The 10836-nt window shown below is 66.5% G+C and carries 14 protein-coding genes; 8 read left to right on the top strand and 6 right to left on the bottom strand.

What is annotated here, in order from left to right:
* Window positions 1–55: 55 nt before the first annotated feature.
* The 4 genes from CG471_RS26870 (at window position 56) to CG471_RS26855 (ending at window position 2030) form a co-directional block, all read left to right on the top strand.
* Window positions 56–364 carry a hypothetical protein gene (locus CG471_RS26870; RefSeq protein WP_010336501.1) on the top strand — a complete coding sequence of 103 codons (309 nt, stop codon included), beginning with the start codon at window positions 56–58 and terminating at the stop codon, window positions 362–364.
* A gap of 73 nt (window positions 365–437) precedes the next feature.
* Window positions 438–860 (top strand): DUF350 domain-containing protein, encoded by a 423-nt coding sequence (locus CG471_RS26865; RefSeq protein ID WP_004209870.1) that lies wholly within the window; start codon window positions 438–440, stop codon window positions 858–860.
* A 4-nt stretch (window positions 861–864) separates the two neighbouring features.
* Window positions 865–1695, top strand: a complete 831-nt coding sequence (locus CG471_RS26860; protein WP_099234346.1) for a serine protease — start codon at window positions 865–867, stop codon at window positions 1693–1695.
* 56 nt (window positions 1696–1751) lie between these two features.
* Complete coding sequence (locus CG471_RS26855; protein WP_099234345.1) at window positions 1752–2030, top strand: DUF3297 family protein; 279 nt, start codon at window positions 1752–1754, stop codon at window positions 2028–2030.
* A gap of 38 nt (window positions 2031–2068) precedes the next feature.
* On the opposite strand, the gene CG471_RS26850 is transcribed toward CG471_RS26855, so the two are convergent.
* From CG471_RS26850 to CG471_RS26835, 4 genes are all read right to left on the bottom strand, one after another.
* Complete coding sequence (locus CG471_RS26850) at window positions 2069–2824, bottom strand: CHAP domain-containing protein (RefSeq protein ID WP_099234344.1); 756 nt, start codon at window positions 2822–2824, stop codon at window positions 2069–2071.
* A gap of 80 nt (window positions 2825–2904) precedes the next feature.
* The gene (locus CG471_RS26845; protein WP_017499163.1) at window positions 2905–3438 is read right to left on the bottom strand and encodes a CHAP domain-containing protein; all 534 of its coding nucleotides are present in this window, start codon (window positions 3436–3438) and stop codon (window positions 2905–2907) included.
* A 107-nt stretch (window positions 3439–3545) separates the two neighbouring features.
* Window positions 3546–4619 carry a DNA replication/repair protein RecF gene (gene recF, locus CG471_RS26840; protein ID WP_099234343.1) on the bottom strand — a complete coding sequence of 358 codons (1074 nt, stop codon included), beginning with the start codon at window positions 4617–4619 and terminating at the stop codon, window positions 3546–3548.
* Between the two features lie 40 nt (window positions 4620–4659).
* Window positions 4660–5166: a hypothetical protein gene (locus CG471_RS26835; protein WP_237235369.1), complete on the bottom strand. Its 507-nt coding sequence runs from the start codon at window positions 5164–5166 to the stop codon at window positions 4660–4662.
* Between the two features lie 101 nt (window positions 5167–5267).
* On the opposite strand from CG471_RS26835, the gene CG471_RS26830 reads away from it, so the two are divergent.
* A complete protein-coding gene (locus CG471_RS26830) occupies window positions 5268–5660 on the top strand; it encodes a VOC family protein (RefSeq protein WP_099234342.1) in 393 nt (130 codons plus the stop codon).
* Between the two features lie 21 nt (window positions 5661–5681).
* On the top strand, window positions 5682–6215 hold the full coding sequence (locus CG471_RS26825) for a peroxiredoxin (RefSeq protein WP_099234341.1): 534 nt from the start codon (window positions 5682–5684) through the stop codon (window positions 6213–6215).
* Window positions 6216–6239: 24 nt separating this feature from the next.
* Here CG471_RS26825 and CG471_RS26820 read toward each other — a convergent pair whose 3' ends face one another.
* Entirely contained in the window at window positions 6240–7151 is a 912-nt protein-coding gene (locus tag CG471_RS26820) for a dienelactone hydrolase family protein (RefSeq protein ID WP_099234340.1), read from the bottom strand.
* A 239-nt stretch (window positions 7152–7390) separates the two neighbouring features.
* Complete coding sequence (locus tag CG471_RS26815) at window positions 7391–7702, bottom strand: hypothetical protein (RefSeq protein ID WP_143560286.1); 312 nt, start codon at window positions 7700–7702, stop codon at window positions 7391–7393.
* Here CG471_RS26815 and CG471_RS26810 point away from each other — a divergent pair.
* Both CG471_RS26810 and guaA read left to right on the top strand, forming a co-directional pair.
* Window positions 7701–8936, top strand: a complete 1236-nt coding sequence (locus tag CG471_RS26810) for a TCR/Tet family MFS transporter (protein ID WP_099234338.1) — start codon at window positions 7701–7703, stop codon at window positions 8934–8936. The two genes, CG471_RS26815 and CG471_RS26810, sit on opposite strands and share 2 nt — an antisense overlap.
* 182 nt (window positions 8937–9118) lie before the next feature.
* Complete coding sequence (gene guaA / locus CG471_RS26805) at window positions 9119–10690, top strand: glutamine-hydrolyzing GMP synthase (RefSeq protein WP_010336491.1); 1572 nt, start codon at window positions 9119–9121, stop codon at window positions 10688–10690.
* The last annotated feature ends 146 nt before the right edge of the window (window positions 10691–10836 follow it).

Genomic DNA, 10836 nt, shown 5'->3' with positions numbered 1-10836 from the left:
CCTCCCCACGTCCCCGCGCTGCCCCGGCAGCCGGGTCGGACAGAGGAGAAGCAAGATGAAATTCCTGTGGAAAAGCGCCGCGATGCTGGGCCTGGCCATGGCCGGCATCGCCGCCACGAGCGCGCCTGCCCAGGCGCAGCATTATCGCAGCGACGGCTGGCGCGGCGATCGTGACGGCCGCTGGGATGGCCGGCGCCATTGGGACAATCGCCGCTGGGACGACCGCCGTCGCTGGCGCGGCGACCGGCGCTATTATGACGGACGACGCGGCTATTATCGCTCCGCCTATCGCCAGCGCTGCTGGGACGAATGGCGCTATAATTCCTATCGCGACCGTCGGGTCCGGGTGCGTGTCTGTCGCTGATCCCGCCTGAGCAAATCCATATCGCGGCCCGCCCCGATTGAACCCGAGGGCGGGTTGCGGCATTTCTGTGCCCATGAGCGATCCCACACCTGTCATCCAGAGCCTGTTGTCGGGCCTGCCGATCCTGCTGCTCCACCTCGCCTGCGCCACCCTGGTCTGGGCGGCCGCCATGGCGGTCTATATGTGGATAACCCCGCACGACGAGTTCAAACTGATCCGCGCCGGCAATGAGGCGGCCGCCATTTCGCTGGGCGGCGCCTCCGTCGGCCTCGCCGTGCCGCTGGCCTTCTGCCTCGCCGGATCGGTCAATGTCTGGGATGTCGTCATCTGGGGCAGCGTCACGCTGGTGCTGCAACTGATCGCCTTTCGCCTGGTCGACCTGTTGCTGGGATCGCTGTCGGGCCGGATCGAGGCGAATGAGCGTTCCGCCGCGATCTTCCTGGCGATGATGAAGGCCGCGGTCGCCTGCCTGACGGCTGCGGCCGTGGCGGGCTGACGCGATGGGGCGTGGGGGCTGTGGCTGCCTGCCCTGGCTGCTAGGCCTGATCCTGCTGCTCGCCTGGCTGGGCGAGATGCAGGCACCGTCCTTGCAGGTCGAACAATATGATCCCCGCTCGCCCCGCCGCCCTCTACCGCGCGGGGGCGAGGAACAATATATTATCGAGGATCGGCCCGGCGGCCCGGCGGACGCCATGGGCACCGCCTTTGCCGTCGATCGCAGCGGCGTGTGGATGACCGCCGAACATGTCACCCATGGCTGTTCGCGCGTCGGGCTGGAACAGCGCGGCCGCGCGCTGGAAGTGCCGCGCGTCATCGAAAGCCGGGAATCGGATGCCGCGATCATCCCACGCGGCCCCCGCAGCCCCGCCGCCCTGCCGCTGCGCAGCGGCGCACCCTCGCCCGGCTCCACCGGCTATCATATGGGCTTTCCCGCCGGTGAACCGACATTGGTCCTGTCCGAACTGATCGGCCGGGCCGAAGCCCGGCGCGGCAGCAGCGGCATCGACCAGCCGGTGCTGGTCTGGGCCGAGCGTGGCCGCCTGCCCGAGGGCGACGGCACGCTGTCGGGGATCAGCGGCGGCCCGGTCTTCTCCACCGATGGCCGGGTGGTCGGCATCAACAGCGCATCGACCGACCGGCGCGGCCGCATCCTGACCGTCGCGCCCGACGCGATGATGCGCCTGACCGCCGCCAGCCGCGCCGTTGGCGACCAGCCGGTCGCCTATCCCTTTGCCGGCCTTACCGACGCGCAGGAACGTTTCGCCAACTGGCTGGACGAAGGCGTCATCCGCCGCATCTTCTGCGACGTCAATGACGGGCGCGGCGGTTGACGCCTGCGGGCAGGAAAGAGTAGGCGCTGCGCAGCATTTTCAGGGAAATTGAGATCATGAGCGACACGCCCCCCGACCATCTGTCCACCAACCCGCGCAGCCCCCATTTCGACATGGAGGTGCTGCAGCGCGGCATCGGCATCCGTTTCAAGGGCCGCGAGCGCAAGGATGTGGAAGAATATTCGATTTCCGAAGGCTGGATTCGCGTCGCCGCCGGCAAGACCCGCGACCGTCACGGCAACCCGCTGACCATCAAGCTGTCGGGTGAAGTCGAGGCCTGGTTCGAAAACCCGGCCGAAGGCGCCGAGGGCGAAAAGGCCGCCGACGCCGAATAAGCAGATAGGGCCGGTCCCCGCTCGATCGCGGGGGCCGGTCAGTTCATCAGGGATTCGCGCTTCACATCGGCGATGACGTCGCCCAGCGAGCGATCCGACGGGCTGTTGTCCGCATATTCGATGATGAACGGGTCCGCCTCGATACGGGGCGCCGCCTTGCGCCGGGGCGCAGCAGGCTTGGGCGAAACCGCCGCCACCATCGCATGCGTCTGGACCGACGCCATCCGTGTCGCCGCCCTGGGCAGCGGCGCAACCTCCGCACCGTCCTCACCATCGCCTGTGTCGGCCGCGGCGCTGGCATAGCGAAGGCTGCTGCCCAGCGCCGGATCGGGCGTGAAGGGATGCAGTTTCGCCTTGGCCGGATAGATGAAGCCGAAGGTCGGGTTGATGCGGGCGCCCATCTGCCCGGTCGGACTGTGCCAGACGCGCACCTGGCTCCAGTCGCCCGCGTCCGACACGTCGATCGCCAGCACATCCTCTTCGATCGCGCCGGGCGACGACCAGTTGGCATGGCGGATCAGCACGCGGCGATCATCCAATATCCGGCTGACCACGGCGACATGGCCCAGGGTCATCGGCCCGACGGGCCGGAAGGCGAGCACCGCACCCTTTTTGGGGATGCTGCCGCGCTTGTAATGATCCTGTGCCTGGTCCCACCAGGTCAGCGCATCACCATAGATTTCCACGCCCGACACGATGCGCGCATAAGGAACGCACTGCAGCGCCGTGGCGCCCAGCACGGGCGCCGCCGTCAGGCCGGACAGCAAAGCCATCCAGCGGACATATCGAAACATTTAATGCGACCTCTAAGCGTCGAGTATCGCCCCACCGCGATCGACCCTAGAGCCCCATCCGTAAGGATTGGGTTAACGGCTCAGAAAGCACCCTTGGCGCTGTCGGTGCCGGCGGTGGCGCGATCGGCCAGGGCGATCTGGACCGGCTGATCGATTTCCGGCTTGTCGGCATAGATGAAGCCGTTGGTCGGGTTCGAACGCAGGCCAACGTCGCCGATCGGGCCATACCATACGCGCACGTCGGTCCAGTCATTGTTAGGCGACACGTCGATGGCGCGGACATTGCGCTCGACACCGCCACGATAGGACCAGTTGGCGTGGGTCAGCAGCACTTCGCGATCATTGACGATCTTGCTGACCATGGCGACATGGCCGACCGGCATCGAACGGCTGGACGCGAAGGACAGGACGGCGCCGACGCGGGGCTCATGGCCACGGTCGTAGCGACCGGCAGCCTGGTTCCACCAGGTGTTGGCATTGCCGAAAATCTCGATGCCCGAAACTTCGCGGGCGAAGGGCGCGCATTGCAGGACACCGGCGGTGGCGGGAACGGCAGAGAAGGCACCGAGCGCAAGCATGGCGGCTGCGAACAGCGCGCGAAAACCACCGATCATTCCTTGCGACCCCCGACTTGTAGGTAGGTATAATCCCCGATGACCTCCTTAGGGCAGACGCCGTTCGTCTTGAAAACCGCCGAGCGATGAGTCGTTGCTGCGATGCGTCATGCTGCGGAACGAAAAACATGCCCGGCCGTTACATGGAGCCGGGTTGCACCGTTCAACTCGTTGAAAAGACTATCTTCCGTGCCGGTCATCCAGACCTGGCCGCCGGTTTCACGCAATCGGTCGAACAGCGCAGCTCGTCGCGACGGGTCGAGATGCGCCGCCACTTCGTCGAGCAGAAGCACCGGCGGCTGGCCGCGATCGGCCGACACCAGAGCCGCATGCGCCAGCAGGATCGAAAGCAGCAGCGCCTTCTGCTCGCCGGTCGAACAGAGCGCCGCCGCCTGATTCTTGGCGATGTGGATGACATCCAGATCATGACGATGCGGCCCCGACAGGGTACGGCCGGCCGCGGCATCACGTCGCCGCTCGCGGGCAAGCCGCTGGCCGAGCGGTTCGTCGCTGGCGCCATCCTCCTGCGCGATTCGGATGAGGGGCCGGGCAAAGGGCTCGTCGGGCTGATCGACCAATTGCCGGTTGAGGCGCGCGACCAGATCGGCGCGGGCGGCAGAGAGCGCCGTGCCATGCTCGTCCATCTGCGCCTCCAGCGCGCCGATCCAGGCCGGGTCCGCCCGGCGCAGATCGGTCAACAGCCGGTTGCGCGCCCGCATCGCCGCTTCATAGCGGGCGCTGTGCGCGGCATGGCCGGGATGGAGCGCCAGGGTGAGGCGATCGAGGAAGCGACGACGACCGCCAGGGCTGTCGAGGAACAGCCGGTCCATCGCCGGCGTCAACCAGACGATCGAGAGATGATCGGCCAACGCATTGGCGGACGAGGCGACCCCGCCGATCCGCACCTGCCGCCGGTCGGGCGCATCCGCACTGACGCCGGTGCCGAGCACCACGCCATCCACCTCCGCCGCGATACCGAAGCTGCCGCCGCCATCCTGCCGCGCCATCGCCCGCAGCGCCGCGCCGCGTAGCCCCCGGCCGGGCGCCAGCATCGATACCGCTTCCAATATGTTGGTCTTGCCCGCGCCATTGTCGCCGGTCAGCAGAACGAATGGCTGGTCGGGCACGATCAGCGCGTCCGCATGGTTGCGGAAATCACTCAGGGTGAGGCGGCCGATCATCGCGCCGCTGTAGCGAGGACTGCGCGCCGGGGGAAGCGGTTCAGGCCGCCGGGGTGCAGCGCTTGCGCACGATCGCCGTGCCGTCATTGGTGATGGTAAGCTGCTGCCCATCTGTCGAGGGACGCAGCATCAATGTCCGGGTCCAGCTTTCGCCCTCCCCCGTGAAATTGGCGACGACCGCCAGCCGCCCCTCCCCTTCGCGCGTGACACGCTGCACAGTGCCGACGCTTTCGTGGAAGATCAGGCTGGCCGCCGTCAGTTCCAGCGCCTGGGCCGCCGCCCGGTCGCCGCAGCGTTCCTTGGTGCCGGTCCAGCGCCCCTGCAGCGCGATCGGGATCGCATTGGCGTGGAGCGCGTCGCCCTTGGCCACGGGCAGGTCGGGCGCGGGCTCGACCGGGGTGATGGCATTGGCGCCGGGCGGGACATCGCGCGTGCTGGGCAAGGCCTGGTCCAGGATGTTGGTGACCATGCCGGACTGATTCTGTTCCTTGCTGCCGCAACCGGCGAGCAGCAGCAGCGGAAGGGCGAGGAGGAAATGGTTACGCATGCGATGCCAACCCGGCAGGGCGGCATCGGGTTCCCCCAACCCTCGCGTGACCGGCTATCGCGGCCATGCTATCACCACAGAGACAATCGAGGAGGGATGCCATGCCGGTCCTGGGAATGGGCGGACTTTTCTTTCGCGCGCGTGATCCGGCTGCGCTGTCCGCCTGGTATCGCACTCATCTTGGCGTCGGCGGCGGACGCAGCGCCGATCCCGACATTCCGGCGGTCAACGAATATGTCTGGCAGACGCTGGGCGGGCCAATGGTCTTTTCGCCGTTCAAGCAGGACAGCGACTATTTCGCCGCCGACAAGAGCTTCATGATCAATCTGCGCGTGTCCGATCTCGACGGGCTGCTGGCGGACTTGCGCGCGGCGGACGTTGAGGCCATCACCAAGCCCGAATGGGATCATCCCGATGTCGGGCGTTTTGCCCGCATCCATGATCCCGAGGGCAATGCCATCGAATTGTGGGAACCGCCCACCCCCGCCGCCTGACCGACCCATGGGAGCTAGATTATGAAGAACGCAAAGATCATCCTGGCCCTGGCGGCCGCAGCCCTGGGCACGCAGGGCAGCATGGCGGCACTGGCGGTGGGCGCCAAGGCGCCGGAATTCACCACCCGCGGCGCGCTGGCCGGCAAGACCTTCACCGTCACCCTGTCGCACCAGTTGAAGCGCGGGCCGGTGGTCCTCTATTTCTTCCCCAAGGCCTTCACGCCGGGCTGTTCGGCCGAGGCGCGCGAGTTCGCGGAGAATATCGACAAGTTCAAGGCGGCCGGCGCCACCGTGATCGGCATGTCGGCCGATCCGGTCGATGATCTGGTCGCCTTCTCCACCAAGGAATGCGCCGGCAAGTTCGCGGTCGCGTCGGCCGGGCCGAACATCGTGTCGGGCTATGATGTCGCGCTCAAGATGCGGCCGGGCATGACCGACCGCACCTCCTATGTGATCGCGCCCAGCGGCCGCATCGCCTTCGTCCATAGCGAGATGAGCTATGCCGGCCATGTGAAGAGCACGCTGGCTGCGGTCGAGGCGATGAAGCAGAAATGAGGCGCAACGGCGAAGGGGTGCCGGTCACCCCTTCACATATTTGTCGAACCAGCCCAGCGTTTCGTTCCAGGCGGATTTCGCCGCTGCTTCATTATAGCTGGGCCGATAATCGGCCATGAAACCATGGTCGGCGCCGGCATGGACCGTGATCGCATCGGGCGGCGACTTGCCCGCCACCTTGAGCGCGGCGCGCATCGCCTCGACATCGGCCTGGGGTATGCCCTTGTCGAGTTCGCCATATTGGCCGAGCACCGGTGCCTTGAGCTGCCCCGCCTCCTCGATCACAGACAGGGTCTGCAGGTCGTTCTTCTGGGTCACGAGTCGGCCGTAGAAGGCGACGCCAGCATCGAGCGCGGCGCTGTGCGCGGCATAGAGCCAGACCACCCGGCCACCCCAGCAGAAGCCGGTAATGCCGCGCCGCGACGCGTCGCCGCCATGGGTGCCGGCAAAGGCATAGGTGGCATCGATGTCGGACAGCACCTGCGCGTCCGGTGCCTTGCTGACGATCTCCGCCACCAATTGCTTGAAGTCGCTGACCTTGGTCGCATCGCCATGGCGGGCGAACAGATCCGGCGCGACGGCATGATAGCCCGCTTTCGCGAAACGCCGGCACATGTCGCGCACCCATTCATGGACGCCGAAAATCTCATGCACGACGACGATCACCGGCGCCTTCTTCTTGCCCGACGGCCGGGCGACGAAGCCGGGCATGGCGAAACCGTCGCTGGTCGGGATCGAGACCGCTTCCTCCACCAGCCCGTCGGCCGAGGTCTGGATGGTGCTGGCCGCGACCGGCTGGCAGGCGGCGGCAAAACCGGCGGCAAAGGCGCCGCCGGCCAGGATGTGACGCCGGCTGAGCCCGGTCGAGGCGATCCAGTTGCGATCCTCCGCCAGCCGCTCGACGGGGGACGGCACATCATCGCGATCGGTGGTCATCGGCGCTCTCCTGCTGTGGACGGGCGCAGACTAGCCCAAGCCCACGGTCGCGCAAGCCGACGGGACAATCCCATGACGCCATCGCTGCCATCGCCGCTTCGATCGGCCCAATTTTAGGCGAGACACAGGAAATATGGCAGCTTGTCCGCAGCTTGCGGCAGACTTGATTTCGATCAGCATGATTTTTCGGAACATCGCCGCACCGGCCCAAGTTGAGCGCAGGCGGGTTACGATGCCCGTTAGGAGAGTGTGAGATGGCAAACCAGAACCAGAATCCCGGTCAGCAGGGCGGTCAGCCCGGCAAGCCCGACCAGCAGAACCAACAGGATGAACAGCGTCGCCAGCAAGGCGGCGGCCAGCAGGAACGCCGCGACAATCAGGATCGCGAGCAGCGCTGATCCCTTCATGCATCCCATAGCATGAGCTGGGGCCGTCCCGCCGGGGCGGCCCTTTTTTTGGGGGCGCCAGACATGGTGAAACGGCGCCCCATGCCTGAACATCGCGCCATCGCGCTTGGCATCGCCATCCCGGCAGGATAGCGCCTGCGCCATGACCGCCCCCGCCCATCCGCGCCGCACCGCCGCCATCGCCTTCATCCTGGTGACGGCGCTGCTCGATGTCATGTCGATGGGCATCGTCATTCCGGTGCTGCCGCAGCTGATCGAGACATTGTCCGGCTCCAGCACCAGCGCGGGCCTGTGGAATGGCCTGTTCGTCGCGCTCTGGGCGGCGATGCAGTTTCTCTGCTCGCCGGTGATCGGTTCGCTGTCCGATCGCTTCGGGCGCCGGCCGGTGATCCTGATCTCGGTCGCGGGGCTGGCGCTCGACTATGTGCTGATGGCGCTCGCGCCCAATCTCTGGTGGCTGGCGCTGGGCCGCATCCTTGCCGGCATCACCTCGTCCAGCTTCACCTCCACCTTCGCCTATATGGCCGACATCACCCCGCCAGAGGGCCGGGCGCGCGGCTATGGGCTGATCGGCGCGGCGTTCAGCGCGGGCTTCGTCGCCGGGCCGCTGCTGGGCGGGGTGCTGGGCGAGATCTCGCACCGTGCGCCCTTCTGGGCGGCGGCCGGCCTGTCCGGCCTCGCCTTCCTCTATGGCCTCGTCGTGCTGCCCGAATCGCTCGCCCCGGCAAAGCGCATGGCCTTCAGCTGGCGCCGCGCCAATCCTTTCGGCGCGCTGCAATTGCTGCGCTCGCACCCCGAGCTGTCGAGCCTCGCGATCGTCAATTTCCTCCTCTATTTCGCCCATCATCTCTTCTCGGCCGTGTTCGTCCTCTATGCCGGCGACCGCTATGGCTGGGGCGCCTGGCAGGTCGGCACCCTGCTGGCGATGGTCGGCCTGCTCGACATGGCGGTGCAGGGTCTGCTGGTCGGTCCGGTGGTGAAACGGCTGGGCGACCGGACGACGATGGTCGTGGGCCTCGGCTTCGGCGCGGTCGGCATCGCCGCCATGGGCCTGGCGCCCACCGGCTGGCTGTTCGTCGCGGCCATGTTCCCCAATGCGCTCTGGGGCCTCGCCATGCCGACCATCCAGTCGCTAATGACGCAGCGTGTCTCCGAAAGCGAACAGGGCCAGTTGCAGGGCGCCAACAACAGCGTCGGCGCGATCGCCGGCATCGTCTCCCCGCTCTTCTTCGGCGCGGTCTATTCCGCCTCGGTCGGCACCCGCCCGATCCTGCCCTTCATCGGCAGCGCCTTCCTGATCGCGGCGCTCGTCCTCGCCGGCGCCGCCCTGCTCGGCCGCGCAGCGGGACGCAAACAGGATGGTCCTGCGCCGGCCTAGAGCATTCTGAAGTCGGCTGGAACAGCCGACGACTCGCAGAATGCGGCAAACAAAAGGAAATCAGAGCATCATCCGATTTACCCTAATCGGATGATGCTCTGAACCGGGAAAACTGGACATATCGGGGCGGTGCGACTAACCGGGCGCGAATCCCTTCCACCGCTCGACATAAAGGCGATTCGATGACGCTGCCCCTTCAGGATTCCATCCTTATCGTGGACTTCGGCAGCCAGGTGACTCAGCTCATCGCCCGGCGCGTGCGCGAAGCCGGCGTCTATTCCGAGATCGCCCCCTTCACCCAGGCCCAGGCCGCGTTCGACCGCATGAAGCCCAAGGGCATCATCCTGTCCGGTTCGCCCGCCGGCGTGCCGGAAGAAGGCAGCCCGCGTGCGCCCCAGGCCCTGTTCGACGCCGGCGTGCCGATCCTGGGCATCTGCTACGGCCAGCAGGTGATGAGCCATCAACTGGGCGGCGAAGTGCGCCCCGGTCACGAGACCGGCGAAGGCGGCGAATTTGGCCGCGCCTTCCTGACCGTGACCGAACCATGCGCCCTGTTCGACGGGCTGTGGGAAGTCGGCGAACGGCATCAGGTGTGGATGAGCCATGGTGACAAGGTCACGAAATTCGCGCCCGGCTTCAAGATCGTGGCCGTGTCGGACGGCGCACCCTTCGCGGTGATCGCTGACGAGGAACGCAAATTCTACGGCACGCAGTTCCACCCCGAAGTCGTGCATACGCCCGACGGTGGCAAGCTGATCGCCAATTTCGTCCGCCATGTCTGCGGCCTCGCCGGCGACTGGACCATGGCCGAATTCCGCCAGGTCAAGATCGCCGAAATCCGCGAACAGGTCGGCAATGGCCGGGTCATCTGTGGCCTGTCCGGCGGCGTCGACAGCGCGGTGGCCGCCGTCCTCATCCATGAAGCGATCGGCGACCAGCTGACCTGCGTGTTCGTCGACCATGGCCTGATGCGGCTGGGCGAAGCCGAGCAGGTGGTCAGCCTGTTCCGCGAACATTATGGCATCAAGCTCGTTCATGTGAACGCCGAGGAACGCTTCCTGGGCGGCCTCGCCGGCCTCACCGACCCGGAAAAGAAGCGCAAGTTCATCGGCGGCGAATTCATCGCCGTGTTCGAGGAGGAAGCCGCCAAGATCGGCGGTGCCGACTTCCTGGCGCAGGGCACGCTGTATCCCGACGTGATCGAATCGGTCAGCTTCACCGGCGGCCCTTCGGTCACGATCAAGTCGCACCACAATGTCGGCGGCCTGCCCGAACGCATGAACATGAAGCTGGTCGAGCCGCTGCGCGAACTGTTCAAGGACGAAGTCCGCGTGCTGGGCAAGGAGCTGGGCCTGCCCGACATTTTCGTCGGCCGCCATCCCTTCCCTGGTCCCGGCCTCGCCATCCGCATCCCCGGCGAAGTGACCAAGGAACGCTGCGACATATTGCGCAAGGCAGACTTCATCTATCTGGAGGAAATCCGCAACGCCGGCCTCTACGACGCGATCTGGCAGGCCTTCGCCGTGCTGCTGCCGGTCCGCACCGTCGGCGTCATGGGCGATTACCGCACCTATGACAGCGTCTGTGCCGTGCGCGCGGTCACCTCGACCGACGGCATGACCGCCGACATCTATCCCTTCGACGCCGCCTTCCTCAGCCGCGTCGCGACCCGCATCATCAACGAGGTCAAGGGCATCAACCGGGTGGTCTACGACTACACCTCGAAGCCCCCCGGCACGATCGAGTGGGAGTAAAGCCGAAATAGCGAATGTCCGGGGGACATTCGCCGGCTTTACTCGGCCGCGCGAGCGGCCGTGGGTATCGAACTCAATCGCCGTCCGGGGGACGGCGATCCGGTTTATTCGGCACCGCAAGGTGCCGCACCGCTTAGACCCAGTTG

The sequence above is a fragment of the Sphingobium sp. IP1 genome, from assembly GCF_002708645.1.
GTDB classification, from domain to species: domain Bacteria; phylum Pseudomonadota; class Alphaproteobacteria; order Sphingomonadales; family Sphingomonadaceae; genus Sphingobium; species Sphingobium yanoikuyae.
This window is presented reverse-complemented; position numbering and strand designations above follow the sequence as displayed.

Coding starts and splice junctions, on each gene's coding strand:
- CG471_RS26870 (WP_010336501.1), top strand. CDS start 56: ATGAAATTCCTGTGGAAAAGCGCCGCGATGCTGGGCCTGGCCATGGCC.
- CG471_RS26865 (WP_004209870.1), top strand. CDS start 438: ATGAGCGATCCCACACCTGTCATCCAGAGCCTGTTGTCGGGCCTGCCG.
- CG471_RS26860 (WP_099234346.1), top strand. CDS start 865: ATGGGGCGTGGGGGCTGTGGCTGCCTGCCCTGGCTGCTAGGCCTGATC.
- CG471_RS26855 (WP_099234345.1), top strand. CDS start 1,752: ATGAGCGACACGCCCCCCGACCATCTGTCCACCAACCCGCGCAGCCCC.
- CG471_RS26850 (WP_099234344.1), bottom strand. CDS start 2,824: ATGTTTCGATATGTCCGCTGGATGGCTTTGCTGTCCGGCCTGACGGCG.
- CG471_RS26845 (WP_017499163.1), bottom strand. CDS start 3,438: ATGATCGGTGGTTTTCGCGCGCTGTTCGCAGCCGCCATGCTTGCGCTC.
- recF (WP_099234343.1), bottom strand. CDS start 4,619: ATGATCGGCCGCCTCACCCTGAGTGATTTCCGCAACCATGCGGACGCG.
- CG471_RS26835 (WP_237235369.1), bottom strand. CDS start 5,166: ATGCGTAACCATTTCCTCCTCGCCCTTCCGCTGCTGCTGCTCGCCGGT.
- CG471_RS26830 (WP_099234342.1), top strand. CDS start 5,268: ATGCCGGTCCTGGGAATGGGCGGACTTTTCTTTCGCGCGCGTGATCCG.
- CG471_RS26825 (WP_099234341.1), top strand. CDS start 5,682: ATGAAGAACGCAAAGATCATCCTGGCCCTGGCGGCCGCAGCCCTGGGC.
- CG471_RS26820 (WP_099234340.1), bottom strand. CDS start 7,151: ATGACCACCGATCGCGATGATGTGCCGTCCCCCGTCGAGCGGCTGGCG.
- CG471_RS26810 (WP_099234338.1), top strand. CDS start 7,701: ATGACCGCCCCCGCCCATCCGCGCCGCACCGCCGCCATCGCCTTCATC.
- CG471_RS26815 (WP_143560286.1), bottom strand. CDS start 7,702: ATGGCGCAGGCGCTATCCTGCCGGGATGGCGATGCCAAGCGCGATGGC.
- guaA (WP_010336491.1), top strand. CDS start 9,119: ATGACGCTGCCCCTTCAGGATTCCATCCTTATCGTGGACTTCGGCAGC.